At 61.1% G+C, this 20176-nt stretch carries 15 protein-coding genes; 10 read left to right on the top strand and 5 right to left on the bottom strand.

All coding sequences use genetic code 11. From position 1 onward, the window contains the following. Window positions 1-53: 53 nt before the first annotated feature. Genes KGA97_RS24680 through KGA97_RS24670 form a run of 3 tightly spaced genes read right to left on the bottom strand, consistent with a single transcriptional unit; the run spans window position 54 to window position 2428 of the window. Window positions 54-440, bottom strand: coding sequence for a hypothetical protein (locus KGA97_RS24680; protein ID WP_008026675.1), 387 nt, complete (start codon window positions 438-440; stop codon window positions 54-56). Window positions 441-448: 8 nt separating this feature from the next. Next, on the bottom strand, window positions 449-877 hold the full coding sequence (locus KGA97_RS24675) for a DNA polymerase III subunit chi (protein WP_008026678.1): 429 nt from the start codon (window positions 875-877) through the stop codon (window positions 449-451). A 60-nt stretch (window positions 878-937) separates the two neighbouring features. Next, window positions 938-2428: a leucyl aminopeptidase gene (locus KGA97_RS24670; protein WP_192228538.1), complete on the bottom strand. Its 1491-nt coding sequence runs from the start codon at window positions 2426-2428 to the stop codon at window positions 938-940. Between the two features lie 311 nt (window positions 2429-2739). Here KGA97_RS24670 and lptF point away from each other — a divergent pair, with 311 nt between their 5' ends. From lptF to pdxJ, 8 genes are all read left to right on the top strand, one after another. Continuing rightward, window positions 2740-3858, top strand: coding sequence for an LPS export ABC transporter permease LptF (lptF, locus tag KGA97_RS24665; RefSeq protein WP_008042482.1), 1119 nt, complete (start codon window positions 2740-2742; stop codon window positions 3856-3858). Continuing rightward, window positions 3851-4912, top strand: a complete 1062-nt coding sequence (gene lptG, locus KGA97_RS24660) for an LPS export ABC transporter permease LptG (protein ID WP_008042483.1) — start codon at window positions 3851-3853, stop codon at window positions 4910-4912. Before lptF ends, lptG begins: the two co-directional genes overlap by 8 nt. Window positions 4913-5161: 249 nt before the next feature. After that, a complete protein-coding gene (gene lepA / locus KGA97_RS24655; protein ID WP_008026688.1) occupies window positions 5162-6961 on the top strand; it encodes a translation elongation factor 4 in 1800 nt (599 codons plus the stop codon). A gap of 5 nt (window positions 6962-6966) precedes the next feature. Beyond that, window positions 6967-7821 carry a signal peptidase I gene (gene lepB / locus KGA97_RS24650; RefSeq protein ID WP_008026689.1) on the top strand — a complete coding sequence of 285 codons (855 nt, stop codon included), beginning with the start codon at window positions 6967-6969 and terminating at the stop codon, window positions 7819-7821. 184 nt (window positions 7822-8005) lie between these two features. Beyond that, window positions 8006-8695, top strand: coding sequence for a ribonuclease III (gene rnc, locus KGA97_RS24645; protein WP_032828632.1), 690 nt, complete (start codon window positions 8006-8008; stop codon window positions 8693-8695). Next, window positions 8688-9590: a GTPase Era gene (era, locus tag KGA97_RS24640; protein ID WP_008026691.1), complete on the top strand. Its 903-nt coding sequence runs from the start codon at window positions 8688-8690 to the stop codon at window positions 9588-9590. The genes rnc and era overlap by 8 nt, the downstream gene beginning before the upstream one ends. A gap of 159 nt (window positions 9591-9749) precedes the next feature. Then, the gene (recO, locus tag KGA97_RS24635) at window positions 9750-10433 is read left to right on the top strand and encodes a DNA repair protein RecO (protein ID WP_008026692.1); all 684 of its coding nucleotides are present in this window, start codon (window positions 9750-9752) and stop codon (window positions 10431-10433) included. A gap of 89 nt (window positions 10434-10522) precedes the next feature. Further along, window positions 10523-11269 carry a pyridoxine 5'-phosphate synthase gene (gene pdxJ / locus KGA97_RS24630; protein WP_008042485.1) on the top strand — a complete coding sequence of 249 codons (747 nt, stop codon included), beginning with the start codon at window positions 10523-10525 and terminating at the stop codon, window positions 11267-11269. Between the two features lie 144 nt (window positions 11270-11413). On the opposite strand, the gene mltF is transcribed toward pdxJ, so the two are convergent. Continuing rightward, complete coding sequence (gene mltF, locus KGA97_RS24625; protein ID WP_032832725.1) at window positions 11414-12874, bottom strand: membrane-bound lytic murein transglycosylase MltF; 1461 nt, start codon at window positions 12872-12874, stop codon at window positions 11414-11416. A gap of 274 nt (window positions 12875-13148) precedes the next feature. Between mltF and purL the strand changes: the two genes are divergently transcribed. Next, complete coding sequence (purL, locus tag KGA97_RS24620) at window positions 13149-17045, top strand: phosphoribosylformylglycinamidine synthase (RefSeq protein ID WP_008042487.1); 3897 nt, start codon at window positions 13149-13151, stop codon at window positions 17043-17045. A 5-nt stretch (window positions 17046-17050) separates the two neighbouring features. Beyond that, the gene (locus tag KGA97_RS24615) at window positions 17051-17362 is read left to right on the top strand and encodes a YqfO family protein (protein ID WP_032828634.1); all 312 of its coding nucleotides are present in this window, start codon (window positions 17051-17053) and stop codon (window positions 17360-17362) included. Window positions 17363-17601: 239 nt separating this feature from the next. Here the strand turns inward: KGA97_RS24615 and KGA97_RS24610 are convergent, their stop codons facing one another. Next, window positions 17602-20010: a glucose/quinate/shikimate family membrane-bound PQQ-dependent dehydrogenase gene (locus KGA97_RS24610; RefSeq protein ID WP_223481675.1), complete on the bottom strand. Its 2409-nt coding sequence runs from the start codon at window positions 20008-20010 to the stop codon at window positions 17602-17604. Window positions 20011-20176: the final 166 nt, after the last annotated feature.

The raw sequence follows: 20176 nt of genomic DNA, 5'->3' as shown, positions 1-20176 counted from the left end.
CTGACACTCCGCTATCGCGAGCAGGCTCGCTCCCACAGGGATTTGTGTTGGATTTAGTCGTTGTACTGGCTCAATAACCGCTCAAGGCGCGCGCTGAGGCGGCGTTTGATTTCGGTTTCGATGTGCGGGGCGAAGTCGTCGATCACGTCTTGCATGATCAATTGCGCGGCGGCGCGCAGTTCGCTGTCCAGGTGCAGCAGGTCGTCGGGGCCTTTGGCAGCGGGTGCCGGTTGCGCGGCAGCGGCGACTGGCGTCGGTGCGACGGTGGGCTGACTGGCGCTGACCGTGTCGAACAACATCGGAATCTGTTCCTGCTCTCCATCGTCGACCGTGTCGGTCAGCAGCGGTGGTTGCAGGTTGTCATCGCCGAGCAATTGGCGGATCGACTCAAGGTCGTCCAGCAGGTGCGCGGACTTTTGCAGCGGTTTTGGAGTGTCCATCGGAATGCTCAGAGTCGCTGTAAACGGTGATCTTGCAGAGGATAGCCCTGTTCGCGGTAGAAACGGAAACTCTCCCGCGCAGCCGTGCGTATCGCCGGATCCTCCACCACCACTTCCGCCACCCGGGCGAATTTGTTGGCAAAGGCCGGGACTTTCAGGTCGAGGTTGACCAGCAAATCCTGATGTTGACCGCAGTCATCGCCAAGACCCAGCACAATCAAACCGTCCGGCTCGCTTTCGGCGGGGCCGTGGGGCACGAAGCTTTCGCCCTTGAAGGCCCACAGGCGCGCATCGAGATCGTCACGCTGGGCGGCATCGCTGCAATGCAGGTAGATGCGATGGCCCATGCGCCAGGCTTTATCGGTGAGCTTGCAGGCGAAATCCAGCCGTGCCGAAGGATCGGCGCTGGGCAGGATATAGAAGTCGACTTTGGTCATTGCGGTTCCTGAGCCCCAGGCGGCGTCGCCCGAAAGCAACGCCGCCCGAGGTCATCGGTTTCAGGCTTTGGCGCGGTCCAGCAGGTACTGGGTCAGCAATGGAACCGGACGGCCAGTGGCGCCCTTGTCCTTGCCGCCGCTGGTCCAGGCGGTGCCGGCGATGTCCAGGTGCGCCCAGTTCAGGTTCTTGGTGAAGCGCGACAGGAAGCAGGCAGCGGTGATGGTGCCGGCTTTCGGCCCGCCAATGTTGGCGATGTCGGCGAACGGGCTGTCCAGCTGCTCTTGATACTCGTCGAACAACGGCAGTTGCCAGGCGCGGTCGTCAGCCGATTGGCCGGCGCTCAGCAGCTGGCCGATCAGTTCGTCGTTGTTGCCCAGCAGGCCGGAGGTGTGCGCACCCAATGCAACGACGCAAGCGCCGGTCAGGGTTGCGATGTCGATCACGGCTTGCGGCTTGAAGCGCTCGGAGTAGGTCAGGGCATCGCACAGCACCAGACGGCCTTCGGCGTCGGTGTTGAGGATTTCCACGGTCTGGCCGCTCATGGTGGTGACGATGTCGCCCGGACGCGAAGCGTTGCCGCTCGGCATGTTCTCGGCGCAGGCGAGGATGCACACCAGGTTGATCGGCAGTTTCAGCTCGAGCACGGCGCGCAGGGTGCCGAACACGCTGGCAGCGCCGCCCATGTCGTACTTCATTTCATCCATGCCGGCGCCCGGCTTCAGGCTGATGCCGCCGGTGTCGAAGGTGATGCCTTTGCCGACCAGGGCGTACGGCTTCTCGGATTTCTTGCCGCCGTTGTATTGCATGACGATCAGGCGCGGTGGCTGGGCGCTGCCCTGGCCGACGGCGTAGAACGAGCCCATGCCCAGTTCCTTGATTTTCTTCTCATCAAGGACTTCGACTTTCAGGCTTTTGAATTCTTTACCGAGGTTTTTCGCTTGCTCGCCGAGGAACGTCGGGTGGCAGATGTTCGGCGGCAGGTTGCCCAGGTTGCGGGTGAACGCCATGCCGTTGGCGATCGCGGTGGCGTGGGCCACGGCGCGCTCGACTTCAGCCTGGGCCGCCTTGATGGTCACCAGGGTGACTTTCTTCAGGGCGCGAGGTTCGGCTTTCTGGCTCTTGAACTGATCGAAGGTGTATTCGCCGTCCACCAGGGTTTCGGCCAGCAGGCGGGTTTTGCCATAGCTGTCGCGACCCTTGACGATCACTTCGTCCAGCGCCAGCACAGCATCGCTGCCGCCCAGGCCTTTCAGGGTGTTGAGGACGCCGGCGATGATTTTACGGAACGGGCGGTCACCCAGTTCTTCGTCCTTGCCCACGCCGACCAGCAACACGCGCTCGGCTTTCAGGTTCGGCAGGCTGTGCAGCAACAGGCTCTGGCCAACCTTGCCGGCCAGGTCGCCACGCTTGAGCACTGCGCTGATGGCGCCGCCGCTCAGTTCGTCGAGTTGTTTGGCAACGGCGCCGAGCTTGCGGCCTTCGCCGACGGCGACTACCAGGGTGGAGGTTTTCAACGTTTCTGGGTTAACGCTTTTTACAACCAGTTCCATGTCCGGGTCCCTGAATGATGGGTCAACACGCAAGTGCTCGACGACAGACGTTCGAGCCTGCTTATTTATAGAGTGAAAGACGCAAGTCACGGCTTGCGACAAAGGCCGCAGTTTGAACCTCGCTACCGGCGCCTGACAACCCTCGGTTGTACGATCTTCTGCGCTTTGGCCGCCTGCGTAACCATGCGCAGTGACAGGCGCGTCCAATCACAGGATAATGCGCCAACTTTTTTCGGCAGCTCTGTCTTGCGGGCTGCCTGATACGTTTGCTTGTTTGGCCGCCTTAGCCTGACAACCCTGGAGTGTCTGGTTTGATCGTCTTCCGTTACCTATCCCGCGAAGTCCTGTTGACCTTGAGCGCCGTCAGTGCCGTGCTGCTGGTCATCATCATGAGCGGACGCTTCATCAAATACCTCGCCCAGGCGGCGGCTGGCCTTCTGGATCCGGGCTCGCTGTTCCTGATCATGGGCTTTCGCCTGCCAGGCTTTCTGCAACTGATCCTGCCGCTGGGCCTGTTCCTCGGGATCCTGCTGGCCTACGGTCGCCTGTACCTTGAAAGTGAAATGACCGTGCTCTCCGCCACGGGCATGAGCCAACAGCGCCTGTTCACCATGACCCTGTTTCCGGCCACCCTGGTGGCACTGGTGGTGGCATGGTTGAGCCTGAGCCTGGCGCCACAAGGGGCCAATCAGTTTCAGTTACTGCTGAACAAACAAGATGCGCTGACCGAGTTCGATACCCTCGAGCCGGGCCGCTTCCAGGCCCTGCGTGACGGCACCCGGGTGACCTACACCGAAACCCTGTCGGATGACCGCATCCACCTCGGCGGCGTGTTCATTTCGCAAAAGAACGTCTCGTCGGACAAGAAGGATCGCGGGATTTCCGTGCTGGTGGCCGAGAAGGGCCGTCAGGAAATCCGCCCCGACGGCAACCGCTACCTGATTCTCGACAACGGTTATCGCTACGACGGTAACCCGGGGCAGGCCGACTATCGTGCGATCAAGTACGAAGAGTACGGCGTGTTGCTGCCTAAACCGGACGTCAGCGACGAAGTCACCGACCGTGATGCAATGCCCACCAGTTCGTTGCTCGGCAGTGATGACCTGCGTTCGCGCACCGAGCTGCAATGGCGCCTGTCCTTGCCCTTGCTGGTCTTCATCGTGACCCTGATGGCGGTGCCGCTGTCGCGGGTCAATCCGCGCCAGGGCCGTTTCCTCAAGCTGCTGCCGGCGATTCTTCTTTATATGGCTTACCTGAGCATCCTGATTGCCGCTCGCGGCGCCCTCGAAAAGGGCAAGATCCCGCCCGCGCTGGGCTTGTGGTGGGTTCACGCAATCTTCCTGGCCATCGGCCTTGGCTTGCTCTATTGGGAACCCTGGCAGTTGAAGCGGGCGAGTCGCCGCAGCGCGCTGGAGGTGGCCCGTGGTTAAGCTCGATCGCTACATCGGTAGCAGCGTCTTTATCGCGATCCTGGCGGTACTGGGGATTATTCTCGGTCTGGCCACGCTGTTCGCTTTCATCGACGAGATGGGTGAAGTCAGCGATACCTACACCCTGGTTGATGTCTTGAGTTACGTCCTGCTGACTGCGCCGCGTCGTCTTTACGACATGTTGCCGATGGCAGCACTGATCGGCTGTCTGATCGGTCTCGGCAGTCTGGCCAGCCACAGCGAGCTGACCATCATGCGCGCTGCGGGCGTGTCGATCGGCCGGATCGTCTGGGCCGTCATGAAGCCGATGCTGATCCTGATGGTGGTGGGCGTGTTGATTGGCGAGTACATCGCGCCGGCGACCGAAAGCACCGCGCAGGCCAACCGCTCGCTGGCTCAAGGCAGTGGTGATGCGCAAAGCGCCAAGCATGGCCTGTGGCACCGTCAGGGCGAGGAGTTCATCCACGTCAACTCGGTACAACCCAACGGCGTGCTGTACGGCGTGACCCGTTATCGCTTCGACGATCAGCGGCACATGCTGTCCTCGAGCTTCGCCAAACGCGCGAAATTCGATCAGGATCACTGGCAGTTGAGCGATGTCACGACCACGCTGTTCCATGACAAGAGCACCGAAGTGGTCACGGCCCCGGTCGAGCGCTGGAACGTGGCGCTGAGCCCGCAACTGCTGAGCACCGTGGTGATGTCGCCGGATTCGCTGTCGATCACCGGCCTGTGGAGTTACATCCACTACCTGGCGGATCAGGGGTTGAACAATGGCCGCTACTGGCTGGCATTTTGGGTCAAGGTGTTGCAGCCGCTGGTCACTGCCGCCCTGGTACTGATGGCGATCTCCTTCATCTTCGGTCCGCTGCGCTCGGTTACCCTCGGTCAGCGGGTATTCACCGGCGTGCTGGTGGGCTTCACCTTCCGCATCGTCCAGGACCTGCTGGGGCCTTCGAGCCTGGTGTTCGGGTTCTCGCCGCTGTTTGCGGTGCTGGTGCCGGCGGGTGTATGTGCCCTGGCAGGTGTCTACCTCCTGCGCCGAGCCGGTTGAAACACACGAACCTGTAGGAGCCGGCTTGCCGGCGATGGCATCACCGCGGTCATCCAGACCCACTGCGGCGCCCCCATCGCCAGCAAGCCGGCTCCTGCAAAAGCCTTCAAAAACGCCCCTGTCGCAAGACCGGGGCGTTTTTTGTAGGTGCCGTCTGACCTGCGAACGTGACGCTTGCGCCGTGGATCAGGTACAATTCCCGGCTATTTTTCGGCGGGCCATGCCTGCAGCCTTTTTGAGTGTTGATCCGTGAGTGATTTGAGTCATATCCGCAATTTCTCCATCATCGCCCACATTGACCATGGCAAGTCGACGCTGGCCGATCGCTTCATCCAGATGTGCGGCGGCCTTGCCGAGCGCGAAATGGAAGCCCAGGTGCTGGACTCCATGGACCTGGAACGTGAACGCGGGATCACCATCAAGGCCCACAGCGTCACCCTCTATTACACCGCTCGCGATGGCATCAAGTACCAGCTGAACTTCATTGACACCCCGGGCCACGTTGACTTCACCTACGAAGTCAGCCGGTCGCTGGCGGCCTGTGAAGGTGCCTTGCTGGTGGTCGATGCCGGTCAGGGCGTGGAAGCGCAGTCGGTTGCCAACTGCTACACGGCGATCGAGCAGGGCCTGGAAGTCATGCCGGTCCTGAACAAGATCGACCTGCCACAGGCCGATCCGGACCGCGTCAAGGAAGAAATCGAAAAAATCATCGGCATCGATGCCACCGACGCGGTCACTTGCAGTGCCAAGACCGGTCTGGGCGTCGATGAAGTGCTGGAGCGCCTGGTCACCACCATTCCGGCGCCGACCGGCAACTACGACGATCCGCTGCAAGCGTTGATCATCGACTCCTGGTTCGACAACTACCTGGGCGTTGTGTCCCTGGTGCGCGTGCGCCACGGTCGCGTGAAGAAGGGCGACAAGATCCTGGTCAAGTCCACCGGCAAGATCCACCTGGTGGACAGCGTCGGTGTATTCAACCCGAAACACACCCCTACCGCCGACCTGAAGGCCGGTGAAGTGGGCTTCATTATCGCGAGCATCAAGGACATTCACGGTGCGCCAGTGGGCGACACCCTGACCTTGAGCTCCACCCCCGACGTTGACGTGCTGCCAGGTTTCAAACGCATTCAACCGCAGGTGTACGCCGGTCTGTTCCCGGTCAGCTCCGACGACTTCGAAGATTTCCGTGAAGCCCTGCAAAAGCTCACGCTCAACGACTCGTCGCTGCAGTACACCCCGGAAAGCTCCGACGCCCTGGGCTTCGGCTTCCGTTGTGGTTTCCTCGGCATGCTGCACATGGAAATCATCCAGGAGCGCCTGGAGCGCGAGTACGACCTGGACCTGATCACCACGGCGCCGACGGTAATTTTCGAGCTGTTGCTGAAAACCGGTGAAACGATCTACGTCGATAACCCGTCGAAGCTTCCGGACCTGTCCACGATCGAAGACATGCGCGAGCCGATCGTGCGGGCCAACATTCTTGTGCCGCAAGAACACCTGGGCAACGTTATTACCCTGTGCATCGAGAAGCGTGGCGTGCAGCACGACATGCTGTTCCTCGGTACTCAGGTTCAGGTGACCTACGATTTGCCGATGAACGAAGTGGTCCTGGACTTCTTCGACCGTCTGAAATCCACCAGCCGTGGCTATGCTTCGCTGGATTACCATTTCGATCGTTATCAATCGGCTAATCTGGTGAAACTGGATGTGTTGATCAACGGTGACAAGGTCGACGCCCTGGCGCTGATCGTGCACCGTGACAATGCGAACTACAAAGGTCGCCAGTTGACCGAGAAGATGAAAGAACTGATTCCACGGCAGATGTTCGACGTGGCAATCCAGGCCGCCATTGGCGGTCAGATTGTGGCGCGGACAACCGTCAAGGCACTCAGAAAGAACGTATTGGCCAAATGCTACGGTGGTGACGTCAGCCGTAAGAAAAAGCTGCTGGAAAAGCAAAAGGCCGGTAAGAAACGCATGAAGCAAGTCGGCAACGTGGAAATTCCACAAGAAGCCTTCCTTGCAGTGCTCAGGTTGGATAGTTAGGTCCTATGTCACTAAATTTCCCGCTGTTGCTGGTCATCGCCGTGTTCGTCTGCGGCCTGTTGGCGTTGCTTGATCTGGTTTTCCTGGCGCCGCGTCGGCGTGCCGCCATCGCCTCCTATCAGGGCAGCGTCAGCCAGCCGGATGTGGTGGTGGTCGAGAAGCTGAACAAAGAGCCGCTGCTGGTCGAATACGGCAAGTCGTTCTTCCCGGTGTTGTTCATCGTGCTGGTCCTGCGTTCGTTCCTGGTGGAGCCGTTCCAGATTCCTTCCGGCTCGATGAAACCGACGCTGGATGTCGGCGACTTCATTCTGGTGAGCAAGTTTTCCTACGGGATCCGCCTGCCGGTGATCGACAAGAAAGTCATCGATGTCGGTGATCCGCAGCGCGGCGATGTGATGGTGTTCCGTTACCCGAGTGATCCGAACGTCAACTACATCAAGCGTGTGGTCGGCCTGCCGGGTGATCAGGTTCGCTACACCGCCGACAAGCGCCTGTTCGTCAACGGCGAGTCGATTGCCGAGCAACTGGTCGGCTCCGAGCCGGGCACGCTGGGCAGCGCCGAGCTCTACAAGGAAAAACTCGGTGCCGCCGAGCACTTGATCCGCAAGGAAATGAGCCGTTATCGCGCATCGCCTGACCATACGTGGACCGTGCCTGCCGGGCACTACTTCATGATGGGCGATAACCGCGACAACTCGAACGACAGTCGTTACTGGGATGATCCGACTATTCCCAAGGATCTGCTGGGCATGGTTCCCGACAAGAATATCGTCGGCAAGGCCTTCGCAGTCTGGATGAGCTGGCCGGAACCCAAACTCAGTCACCTGCCGAATTTCTCGCGGGTTGGCCTGATCAAGTAATCACACACGGCGCTGTTGAACACAGCGCCGAATGCATTTCTGGAACTGCCACAATCGGCGCCAGACGCATGAAAACAATGATATTCAGGACGTAATTTTTGAACACAGCGTTAATTGTCCCAAGCCTGCGCCGCACCACGGCGATGGCGGTGGAATCCAGCCACGAACTCAGCGTGGGTAAACCGTGAGCGTCTCCTTAAGCCGTCTAGAGCGTCAGCTCGGCTACACCTTCAAGGATCAGGAACTGATGGTCCTGGCCCTGACTCACCGCAGCTTTGCCGGGCGCAACAACGAACGCCTGGAATTCCTCGGTGATGCCATCCTCAACTTCGTCGCTGGCGAGGCGCTGTTCGATCGCTTCCCGCTGGCCCGCGAAGGCCAGTTGTCGCGTTTGCGCGCACGTCTGGTGAAAGGTGAGACTCTGGCTGTACTGGCCCGCGGTTTCGATCTGGGCGATTACTTGCGTCTGGGTTCCGGCGAGTTGAAAAGCGGCGGTTTCCGTCGCGAGTCGATTCTGGCCGATGCCCTGGAAGCGCTGATCGGTGCGATCTACCTGGACGCCGGCATGGACGTGGCGCGCGAGCGCGTGCTGGCCTGGCTGGCCGGCGAGTTCGAAGGCCTGACGCTGGTCGACACCAACAAAGATCCAAAAACCCGCCTGCAGGAATTCCTGCAGTCCCGTGGTTGTGAGCTGCCGCGTTACGAAGTGGTGGATATCCAGGGTGAGCCGCATTGCCGGACGTTCTTCGTCGAATGCGAAATCACCTTACTGAATGAAAAAAGCCGAGGTCAGGGTGTGAGTCGTCGTATTGCCGAACAGGTAGCGGCCGCCGCAGCACTGATAGCCCTGGGTGTGGAGAATGGCAATGACTGATTCAACCGCAACACGCTGTGGCTATGTTGCCATCGTCGGCCGTCCCAACGTGGGCAAGTCCACGCTGCTGAACCACATCCTCGGCCAGAAGCTGGCGATCACTTCGCGCAAACCTCAGACCACCCGCCACAACATGCTGGGCATCAAGACCGAAGGCGCCGTCCAGGCGATCTACGTCGACACCCCGGGTATGCACAAGGGCGGCGAAAAGGCCTTGAACCGCTACATGAACAAGACCGCTTCGGCGGCGTTGAAAGACGTCGACGTGGTGATCTTCGTGGTGGATCGCACCAAGTGGACCGACGAAGACCAGATGGTGCTCGAGCGCGTCCAGTATGTGACCGGCCCGCTGATCGTAGCGTTGAACAAGACCGACCGCATCGAAGACAAAGCCGAGCTGATGCCGCACCTGACCTGGTTGCAGGAACAGCTGCCGAACGCGCAGATCATGCCGATCTCGGCCCAGCACGGGCATAACCTCGACACGCTGGAACGAGTGATCGCCGAGCACCTGCCGGAAAACGATCACTTCTTCCCGGAAGACCAGATCACCGACCGCAGCAGCCGCTTCCTCGCCGCTGAACTGGTGCGTGAGAAAATCATGCGTCAGCTGGGCGCCGAGCTGCCATACCAGATCACCGTGGAAATCGAAGAGTTCAAGCAGCAGGGGAAAACCCTGCACATTCATGCGTTGATCCTCGTCGAACGTGACGGCCAGAAGAAAATCATCATTGGCGACAAGGGCGAGCGCATCAAGCGCATCGGCACCGAGGCGCGCAAGGACATGGAGCTGCTGTTCGACTCCAAGATCATGCTCAACCTCTGGGTCAAAGTGAAAGGCGGCTGGTCCGACGATGAGCGCGCATTGCGTTCGCTGGGTTACGGCGACCTGTAAACCTGAGCCCAGGTGATAAAACTGTGGGAGCGAGCCTGCTCGCGATAGCGGTCTGTCAGTCAACAATTTTGTTGAATGTCAGTCCCTCATCGCGAGCAGGCTCGCTCCCACAGTGGTTTTGGGGTGTTAGTAAAATCGCGATCCGTCATTGAGAGCATCATGTCCCAGCCCATCGGCCAACCCGCCTACGTCCTCCACTCCCGCGCCTACCGCGAAAACAGCGCACTGGTGGACTTCCTCACGCCGCAAGGTCGGCTGCGGGCGGTGTTGCGCAGTGCGAGGGGCAAGGCCGGGACGTTGGCGCGGCCGTTCGTGCCGCTGGAAGTCGAGTTCCGGGGGCGGGGCGAGTTGAAGAATGTCGGGCGCATGGAAAGTGCCGGTACGTCGACATGGCTCATCGGCGAAGCGCTGTTCAGCGGGCTTTACCTCAATGAGCTGCTGATTCGCCTGTTGCCATCAGAAGATCCCCATCCCGCTGTCTTCGATCACTACGCCGCGACTTTGCTTGCGCTGGCCGAAGGCCGCCCGCTGGAGCCGCTGCTGCGTTCCTTCGAATGGCGCTTGCTCGACGATCTCGGTTACGGCTTCGCGCTGAACACCGACATCCACGGCGAACCCGTCGCGCCGGATGGTCTGTATCGTCTACAGGTGGATGCCGGCCTGGAGCGGGTCTACCTGCTGCAACCCGGTCTGTTCAACGGCACCGAACTGCTGGCCATGGCCGACGCCGACTGGTCGGCCCCCGGCGCGTTGTCCGCCGCCAAGCGTTTGATGCGCCAGGCATTGGCCGTTCACCTGGGCGGTCGTCCCCTGGTTTCCCGAGAGTTGTTTCGAAAGCCGTAGGGTCTTGATCTTCGCTCCCACCAAGGATCAACAGACCTTGTTGCCCCGTGTATGCTGTGCGCCGAATCTTTAAATTCAGGAGCGCTTCCGTGACCACCAGCAATCGCATTCTTCTTGGCGTGAACATCGACCACGTTGCCACCCTGCGCCAGGCCCGGGGCACTCGCTATCCCGATCCGGTCAAGGCCGCACTGGACGCGGAAGAGGCGGGCGCTGACGGCATCACCGTGCACCTTCGCGAAGACCGTCGGCACATTCAGGAACGTGACGTGCTGGTGCTCAAGGATGTGCTGCAAACCCGCATGAACTTCGAAATGGGCGTCACCGAAGAAATGATGGTGTTCGCCGAGCGCATCCGTCCGGCGCACATTTGCCTGGTGCCGGAAACCCGTCAGGAACTGACCACCGAAGGCGGTCTGGACGTAGCGGGGCAGGAAGCGCGGATCAAGGCAGCGGTAGATCGCCTGGCGAAGATCGGTTGCGAAGTGTCGCTGTTCATCGATGCGGACGAGCGGCAGATCGAAGCGTCCCGTCGTGTCGGTGCTCCGGCGATTGAATTGCACACCGGTCGTTATGCCGATGCCGAGACACCGACGGACGTGGCTGAAGAGCTCAAGCGCGTGGCCGATGGCGTGGCATTTGGTCTGGCGCAGGGTTTGATCGTCAACGCCGGTCACGGTTTGCACTATCACAACGTCGAAGCGGTCGCGGCGATCAAGGGCATCAACGAACTGAACATCGGCCATGCGCTGGTGGCGCATGCGTTGTTTGTCGGGTTCAAGTCGGCGGTGTCTGAAATGAAGGCGTTGATTCTGGCAGCAGCGCTAAAAGGCTAAGACCGCGGCGCTGCCTTCGCGGGCAAGCCTCGCTCCTACAGGGTCGGTGCCATACGCAAAATTGCGGCACAACACGGACCTGTAGGAGCGAGCGGTGCGGCGATCCGACTTGCCCGCGAAGGCGTCCTCAAAAGCAACACAAATCTAAAGCTGCGGGGTTTCCTGGCTCGGCTTGGACTTGTCGACCCCCGGCACATGCAGATTGCCTTCGGCCACCTGATTGCCTTCCAGCTGAGGCTGTGTCACCCAGGTCAGGATGTCGTAGTAGCGACGGATGTTCGCCACGAAATGCACCGGCTCGCCGCCGCGGGCGTAGCCGTAACGGGTTTTGCTGTACCACTTTTTCTCGGACAGGCGCGGCAGGATTTTCTTCACGTCCAGCCATTTGTCCGGGTTCAGCCCTTCCTTGGCCGCCAGTTTGCGCGCGTCATCCAGGTGACCGCTGCCGACGTTGTAGGCCGCCAGCGCAAACCAGGTACGGTCCGGTTCCTGGATCGACTCATCCAGCTGTTCCTTCATGTAGGCCAGGTACTTGGCGCCGCCCATGATGCTCTGCTTCGGATCGAGGCGATTGGACACACCCATCGCCTGCGCGGTGTTCTGGGTCAGCATCATCAGGCCACGCACGCCAGTCTTCGACGTGACGGCCGCTTGCCACAGGGATTCCTGGTAACCGACTGCCGCCAGCAGGCGCCAGTCGACCTTCTCTTTCTTGGCGTAGGTCTTGAAGTGTTGCTCGTACTTGGGCAGTCGTTGCTGCAAATGCTGGGCGAAGGTGGTGGCGCCCATGTAGCCGAGTACGTCGACGTGCCCGTAATAGCGGTCCTTCAGGCGTTGCAGCGTGCCGTTCTTCTTCACCTTGTCGAGGTAGGCGTTGATCTCGTTGAGCAGGCTGTTGTCGTCGCCGGCGGCCACGGCCCAGCTCTGGTCGCTGGCGTCACCAAGGTCGAAGGCGACCCGGATATTGGTGAAGTAGACCTGGTTCATCGCCACTTCGTTGGAGTCGACCAGGGTCAGGTCAATCTGGCCTTCATCGACCATGCGCAGCAGGTCGACGACTTCAACCGCGTCGGACTCTTCGTATTCAATGCCGGGAAACTTCTGTTTCAACTCCGCCAGTTGCCCGGCGTGGGTGCTGCCCTTGAGCACCATGATCTTCTTGCCGACCAGATCCTTTGCATCGGTCGGCCGCGACTGGCCGTTGCGATAGATGATCTGCGGGGTGACTTCCAGATAGGAGTGGGAAAACCGCACCTGCTGTTTGCGCGCTTCGCTGCTGACCAGGCCGGCCGCAGCGATCACCGGACCGTTGGGCTTGCCCACCTGGCTGTACAGGTCGTCAAGGTTGTCGGCGGTTTCGATCTTGAGTTCGACCCCCAGATCGTCGGCGAAGCGCTTCACCAGCTCGTATTCGAAGCCGGTTTCACCGTTGCGATCCTGAAAGTAGGTAGCGGGGCTGTTTCGGGTAACCACCCGCAGCACGCCATCCTCCTTTACGCGCTCCAGCGTGTTGGGTTTATCAACACAGCCACTGAGCATCAGGAAGAGTCCGGTTGCGATCAGCCATTTGGCGTACCGCGGACGCAAAGCCGTTGGGGAAAACATCTGCGCAGTATACGCAAAGGACCACGAGCGCCATATCTCGACAGCGAAGGCCTTGTCTGCTAGAGAGCAAAAAACCGCTCTGGAGCCCGCAGGAATGGGCTCGAATGGCTTTTTGTGACACAAAAAATAACACCTGGCCGACCGCTGTTTCGGCCCCGGATACACGGCCCGACGTCCGGGTGACGCCGCCCGTACCGTTTCGGGTGATGTCGCGGGCGGTTTAGGCTAGAATGCACGGCCTCAAAGCACACCCCTTCCCGAGGCTGTCCCGAAGATGTTGATCCTGCGCGGCGCTCCTGCCCTTTCTGCCTTTCGCCACAGCAAACTCCTTGAGCAACTGAGCCAGAAGGTTTCGGCTGTCAGCGGCTTGTATGCTGAATTCGCTCACTTCGCCGAAGTTACCGGCGTCCTGACCGGCGACGAACAGCAGGTGCTCGCGCGCCTTCTGAAGTACGGTCCAAGCGTACCGGTTCAAGAACCGACCGGTCGCCTGTTCCTGGTGTTGCCGCGTTTCGGCACCATCTCGCCGTGGTCCAGCAAGGCCAGCGACATCGCTCGCAATTGCGGCCTGAGCAAGATCCAGCGCCTGGAGCGCGGTATCGCGTTCTACGTCGCCGGCCAGTTCAGCGACGCCGAAGCGCAGCTGATCTCCGATGTTCTGCATGACCGCATGACCCAGATCGTCCTCGCCAACCTTGAACAGGCCGCCGGCCTGTTCAGCCACGCCGAACCGAAGCCGCTGACCGCGATCGACGTGTTGGGTGGCGGCCGCGCCGCGCTGGAAAAAGCCAACACCGAGCTGGGCCTGGCCCTGGCCGAAGACGAGATCGATTACCTGGTCAACGCCTTCGTTGGTTTGAAGCGCAACCCGCACGACATCGAACTGATGATGTTCGCCCAGGCGAACTCCGAGCACTGCCGTCACAAGATCTTCAACGCCAGTTGGGACATCGACGGTCAGAGCCAGGAAAAAAGCCTGTTCGGCATGATCAAGAACACTTACCAGATGCACAGCGAAGGCGTTCTGTCCGCTTATAAGGACAACGCTTCGGTGATAGTCGGTAACGTTGCCGGCCGTTTCTTCCCGGACCCTGAAACCCGCCAGTACGGCGCGGTACAGGAGCCGGTGCACATTTTGATGAAAGTCGAAACGCACAACCACCCGACCGCGATTGCCCCGTTCCCGGGTGCGTCCACCGGTTCCGGTGGCGAGATCCGCGACGAAGGCGCTACCGGTCGTGGCGCCAAGCCAAAGGCCGGCCTGACCGGTTTCACCGTGTCGAACCTGCAGATCCCTGGCTTCGAACAGCCGTGGGAAGTGCCGTACGGCAAGCCTGAGCGCATCGTCACCGCGCTGGACATCATGATCGAAGGCCCACTGGGTGGCGCCGCGTTCAACAACGAATTTGGTCGTCCGGCCCTGACCGGTTACTTCCGTACCTTCGAACAATCGATCACCACCCCGCGTGGCGACGAAGTTCGCGGTTACCACAAGCCGATCATGCTGGCCGGCGGCATGGGTAACATCCGTGCCGAACACGTACAGAAAGGCGAGATCACCGTCGGCTCCAAGCTGATCGTGCTCGGCGGCCCGGCGATGTTGATCGGTCTGGGCGGCGGCGCTGCTTCCTCCATGGCCACCGGCACCAGCTCGGCTGACCTGGACTTCGCTTCGGTTCAGCGCGAAAACCCTGAGATGGAACGCCGCTGCCAGGAAGTCATCGACCGTTGCTGGCAACTGGGTGACAAGAACCCGATCAGCTTCATCCACGACGTGGGTGCGGGCGGTCTGTCCAACGCCTTCCCGGAACTGGTCAACGACGGCAACCGTGGTGGCCGCTTCGAACTGCGCAACATTCCAAACGACGAGCCGGGCATGGCCCCGCACGAAATCTGGAGTAACGAATCCCAGGAACGCTACGTTCTGGCCGTCGGCCCTGCTGACTTCGAACGCTTCCAGGCGATCTGCGAGCGCGAGCGTTGCCCGTTCGCCGTGGTCGGCGAAGCCACTGCCGAGCCGCAACTGACCGTCACCGACAGCCACTTCGGCAACAGCCCGGTGGACATGCCACTGGAAGTGCTGCTGGGCAAAGCCCCGCGCATGCACCGTTCGGCCGTTCGTGAAAACGAGCTGGGCGACGATTTCGATCCGTCGACCCTTGAGATTGCCGACTGCGTCGAGCGCGTTCTGCATCACCCGGCCGTGGCGAGCAAAAGCTTCCTGATCACCATCGGCGACCGCACCATCACCGGCCTCGTGGCCCGTGACCAGATGGTCGGCCCGTGGCAGGTTCCGGTGGCCGACGTTGCCGTCACCGCCACCAGCTTCGACGTCTACACCGGTGAAGCCATGGCCATGGGCGAGCGCACTCCGCTGGCTCTGCTGGACGCTCCGGCGTCGGGCCGCATGGCCATCGGCGAAACCCTGACCAACATCGCCGCTTCGCGCATCAACAAGATCTCCGACATCAAGCTGTCGGCGAACTGGATGTCCGCTGCCGGTCACCCGGGTGAAGACGCGCGTCTGTACGACACCGTGAAAGCGGTCGGCATGGAACTGTGCCCTGAGCTGGGCATCACCATTCCGGTGGGCAAGGACTCCATGTCCATGGCCACGCGCTGGAGCGACAACGGCGAAGACAAGACCGTCACCTCGCCAATGTCCCTGATCGTGACCGGTTTCGCGCCAGTGGCTGACATCCGTCAGACCCTGACCCCGGAACTGCGCATGGACAAGGGCACCACCGACCTGATCCTGATCGATCTGGGCCGTGGCCAGAACCGCATGGGCGCCTCGATCCTGGCCCAGGTTCACGGCAAGCTCGGCTCGCAAGCGCCGGACGTCGATGATGCCGAAGACCTGAAAGCCTTCTTCGCGGTGATCCAGGGCCTGAACGCCGACGGTCACCTGCTGGCCTACCACGACCGTTCCGACGGTGGTCTGCTGACCAGCGCCGTGGAAATGGCCTTCGCCGGTCACTGCGGCCTGAGCCTGAACCTCGACGGTCTGGCGGAAACCTCCGCCGACATCGCCGCGATCCTGTTCAACGAAGAACTGGGCGCCGTGATCCAGGTTCGCCAGGACGCGACTCCGGACATCCTCGCGCAGTTCAGCGCTGCCGGTCTGGGCGAGTGCGTGTCGGTGATCGGTCAGCCGATGAACAACGGCGAGATCAGCATCACCTTCAACGGCGAAACCGTGTTTGAAGGTCAGCGTCGTCTGCTGCAGCGTACATGGGCTGAAACCAGCTACCAGATCCAGCGTCTGCGTGATAACGCCGACTGCGCCGAGCAAGAGTTCGACGTGCTGCTGGAAGAAGACAACCCGGGCCTGAGCGTCAAGCTGAGCTACGACGTCAACCAGGACGTCGCCGCGCCTTACATCAAGAAAAACATCCGCCCACAGGTTGCCGTGCTGCGTGAGCAGGGCGTCAACGGTCAGGTGGAAATGGCGGCCGCGTTTGACCGCGCCGGTTTCAACGCAATCGACGTGCACATGAGCGACATTCTGGCCGGCCGTGTCGACCTGAACGACTTCAAGGGCATGGTCGCTTGCGGCGGCTTCTCCTACGGCGACGTACTGGGCGCCGGTGAAGGCTGGGCCAAGTCCGCGCTGTTCAACAGCCGCGCCCGCGATGCGTTCCAGGGTTTCTTCGAACGTAGCGACAGCTTCACCCTTGGCGTGTGCAACGGTTGCCAGATGATGTCCAACCTGCACGAGCTGATTCCGGGCAGCGAGTTCTGGCCGCACTTCGTGCGTAACCGTTCCGAGCAGTTCGAAGCCCGTGTGGCGATGGTTCAGGTCCAGGAGTCGAACTCGATCTTCCTGCAAGGCATGGCCGGTTCGCGCATGCCGATCGCCATCGCACACGGCGAAGGTCATGCCGAGTTCTCCAGTGAAGAAGCGTTGCTGGAAGCCGATCTGTCGGGTTGCGTGGCGATGCGTTTCGTCGACAACCATGGCAAGGTCACCGAGAAGTACCCGGCCAACCCGAACGGCTCGCCGCGCGGGATCACCGGCTTGACCAGCCGCGACGGTCGCGTGACGATCATGATGCCGCACCCGGAACGTGTGTTCCGCGCCGTGCAGAACTCGTGGCGTTCGGAAGACTGGAACGAAGACGCGCCATGGATGCGCATGTTCCGTAACGCTCGCGTGTGGGTGAACTAAGCGCCGTGTACAAGCTCAGCTTCTTTGTTCCGACCAGTCATGTCGAAGTGGTCAAAAGCGCTGTGTTCGCTGCCGGTGGCGGGCGAATCGGTGCTTACGAGCACTGCGCATGGCAGGTGTTGGGCCTGGGTCAGTTTCGTCCAATGGAGGGCAGTCAGCCGTTCATTGGCGAAGCAGGGCAGGTCGAACAGGTCGAGGAATGGAAAGTTGAGCTGGTGGTGGCGGATGAGTTGATCCGTTCGGTGGTGGCGGCTTTGAAACAGAGCCATCCCTACGAGACACCGGCTTATGAAGTGTGGCGGCTGGAGGATTTCTGATCCGTTGGCCGCTGTAATGAAAAACCCGCTACGGCGGGTTTTTTGTTGCCCACAATTTATCGAACCTACACCACCCTTGTAGGAGCCGGCTTGCTGGCGATGGCGGCCTTACAGCCAACATCTACGTTGAATGTTGAACCGCGATCGCCAGCAAGCCGGCTCCTACAGGGTTGTGTGTCGATCACAAAAAAAGGCGACCCCCTCACGGGAGTCGCCTTTGCTTTAACCGCCGCTAAAACTTACTCGGACAGTTTGTAAGCAATCACATAGTCACCTTGCTTGGTGCCCAGCGAACCATGACCGCCCGCCACGACGAGCACGTATTGCTTGCCGTCCTTGCCGGTGTAGGTCATCGGTGTGGTTTGCGCGCCCGCAGGCAGGCGACCTTCCCACAGTTGCTTGCCGTTTTTCACGTCGTAGGCACGCAGGTACTGGTCGAGGGTGCCGCTCAGGAAGCCAACGCCACCGGCGGTGGTGAAGGTGCCGCCCAGGCTAGGCACGCCCATGCTCAGCGGGATCGGAACCGGCGAGCTGTCGCGCACGGTGCCGTTCTTGTGTTTCCACAGGACTTTGGCGGTGGTCAGGTCGATCGCCGCCACATAACCCCATGCCGGCGCCTGGCACGGCAGGCCCATTGGCGACAGCAATGCTTCGAGGACTACGCCGTACGGCGCGCCTTTGTTGGGCTGCACGCCTTCGGTTTCGCTTTTACGCGGGCCTTGGGCTGCGATTTCGGCGGCCGGGATCAGTTTCGATTTGAACGCCATGTAGCTCGGGTTCACGAAAGCGATCTGACGCACCGGGTCAACCGAGATGCCGCCCCAGTCGAACACGCCGAAGTTGCCTGGATACACGATCGAACCCTGCAGCGACGGCGGGGTGAACGGGCCGTCGTAGCGCATGGACTTGAAGTCGATCCGGCAGATCAGTTGGTCGAATGGCGTCACGCCCCACATGTCGCGCTCTTGCAGCGGCGGCGGCATGAGGTTGAGGTCGGATTTCGGTTGGGTCGGCGAGGTGTGATCACCTTCGACAGCGCCTTGCGGAACCGGCACTTCGTTGATCGGCACAATCGCCTGGCCGGTGCTGCGATCCAGTACGTAGATGCTGCCTTGCTTGGTGGACGCGAGTACCGCCGGCTTCACGCCGTCTGCGGTTTTCAGGTCCATCAGGGTTGGCTGGCCACCAACGTCCATGTCCCACAGGTCATGGTGGGTGAACTGGAAGTGCCAGCGCACTTTGCCGGTGCCGATGTCGAGGGCGGTCAGGCCGGCGGCGTGCAGTTCCGATTCCGGGGTGCGAGCGCCACCGAACTGGTCCGGCGTCTGGTTGCCCATCGGCAGGTAGAGCATGCCGAGTTTTTCGTCGACGGCGAACATGGACCACATGTTCGGCGAGTTGCGGGTGTAGACCTTGCCTTCGGCAATCGGCGTGGTGTCGTCCGGGTTGCCGCTGTCCCAGTTCCACACCAGTTTGCCGGTGTGCACGTCGAACGCGCGGATCACGCCGCTCGGCTCGTCGGTGGAGACGTTGTCGGTGACGTGGCCGCCAATCACCACCAGGTCCTTGGTGACCGCTGGAGGCGAGGTGGAGTAGTAGCCGCCGGCGGTGAAACCACCGATGTTGGCGCGCAGGTCGACCTGGCCTTTGTCGCCGAAGTCTTCGCACATCTTGCCGGTGTCGGCGTTCAGGGCGATCAGGCGGGTGTCGGCGGTCGGCAGGAAGATCCGGCGTGGGCAGACGCTGGCGACAGGCGCGCTGGCGCTGCCGGTCGGGCTCTGCTCGGAGGCGTAAGCCGCGTCATCGTGATACGTCACGCCACGGCAGGTCATGTGCGCCCAACCCTTGAAGTTCGCCGCGTTTTGCGTGGAGAGCTTCGGATCGAAATGCCAGATTTCCTTGCCGGTGTCCGGGTCCAGCGCGATCACCTGGCTGTGCGGCGTGCACACATAGAGCATGCCGTTGGCTTTCAGCGGGGTGTTTTCAGCGGTGGTTTCACCCGGATCGTTCGGCCCCGGCAGGTCGCCGGTGCGGTAGGTCCAGGCCGGAACGAGCTTGTTGACGTTCTGCGGGGTGATCTGCGCCAGCGGCGAGTAACGGTCACCGTGAGCGCTGCGGCCGTAGGAGTTCCAGTCACCGTCAGGCATGGCCGGGGCGGTGTTGGTCATGCCCGGCACGCTGTCGCGGTCCAGTTGGCCTTTGATTTCACCGGGGTTGGTGAATTGGCTGGCCAGTGCGGCCACGCCTGCGAGCACCACGGCCACGCTCAGTGCGCCGGTGCCTTTCGGTGCAGCGCCTTCGCGCAACAGCGGACGACGGAACCACGGCAGCAGCATGACGATGCCCAGCGCGAACAACATTGCCAGACGCGGCACCAGTTGCCACCAGTCGAGGCCGACTTCCCACAAGGCCCAAACGGTGCTGGCGAACAGCACCAGCGCGTACAGGCCCAAGGCTGCGCGGCGAGCGAGAATCAGCAGCACGCCGGTCAGCGCCAGGCCGATACCGGCCAGCAGGTAATACAGCGAGCCGCCGAGCATGCTCAGCTTGATCCCCCCGGCCAGCATGGCCAGGCCCATTAGCAGAAGCAGAATGCCGAGCAGGGTCGGCAATAGACGGCTTCGACTCAAAGCACCATCAGTGCTCATAGTGTGGTTCTCCGTGACGTTTCAAGTAGTCCCGCGCAAGTTCACTGTAGATGACGATCTGGCGCGGGCAGGGTTCATATAAAGAAGTTCGGCTGATGCGGTCCCTGTAGGAGCCGGCTTGCCGGCGATAGCGGTGTGTCAGTCGACATCTGTTTGGCTGATACAC

The sequence above is a fragment of the Pseudomonas sp. BF-B-15 genome, from assembly GCF_019946675.1.
In the GTDB taxonomy this organism is placed as follows: domain Bacteria; phylum Pseudomonadota; class Gammaproteobacteria; order Pseudomonadales; family Pseudomonadaceae; genus Aquipseudomonas; species Aquipseudomonas migulae.
Note: the sequence above shows the minus strand (reverse complement) of the source record. Positions and strands in the feature narration are given on the sequence as shown.

What these genes read in the sequence shown, in the direction of transcription:
- KGA97_RS24680 (WP_008026675.1), bottom strand. Translation starts at nt 440, where the DNA reads ATGGACACTCCAAAACCGCTGCAAAAGTCCGCGCACCTGCTGGACGAC.
- KGA97_RS24675 (WP_008026678.1), bottom strand. Translation starts at nt 877, where the DNA reads ATGACCAAAGTCGACTTCTATATCCTGCCCAGCGCCGATCCTTCGGCA.
- KGA97_RS24670 (WP_192228538.1), bottom strand. Translation starts at nt 2,428, where the DNA reads ATGGAACTGGTTGTAAAAAGCGTTAACCCAGAAACGTTGAAAACCTCC.
- lepB (WP_008026689.1), top strand. Translation starts at nt 6,967, where the DNA reads ATGTCACTAAATTTCCCGCTGTTGCTGGTCATCGCCGTGTTCGTCTGC.
- era (WP_008026691.1), top strand. Translation starts at nt 8,688, where the DNA reads ATGACTGATTCAACCGCAACACGCTGTGGCTATGTTGCCATCGTCGGC.
- recO (WP_008026692.1), top strand. Translation starts at nt 9,750, where the DNA reads ATGTCCCAGCCCATCGGCCAACCCGCCTACGTCCTCCACTCCCGCGCC.
- mltF (WP_032832725.1), bottom strand. Translation starts at nt 12,874, where the DNA reads ATGTTTTCCCCAACGGCTTTGCGTCCGCGGTACGCCAAATGGCTGATC.
- purL (WP_008042487.1), top strand. Translation starts at nt 13,149, where the DNA reads ATGTTGATCCTGCGCGGCGCTCCTGCCCTTTCTGCCTTTCGCCACAGC.
- KGA97_RS24610 (WP_223481675.1), bottom strand. Translation starts at nt 20,010, where the DNA reads ATGAGCACTGATGGTGCTTTGAGTCGAAGCCGTCTATTGCCGACCCTG.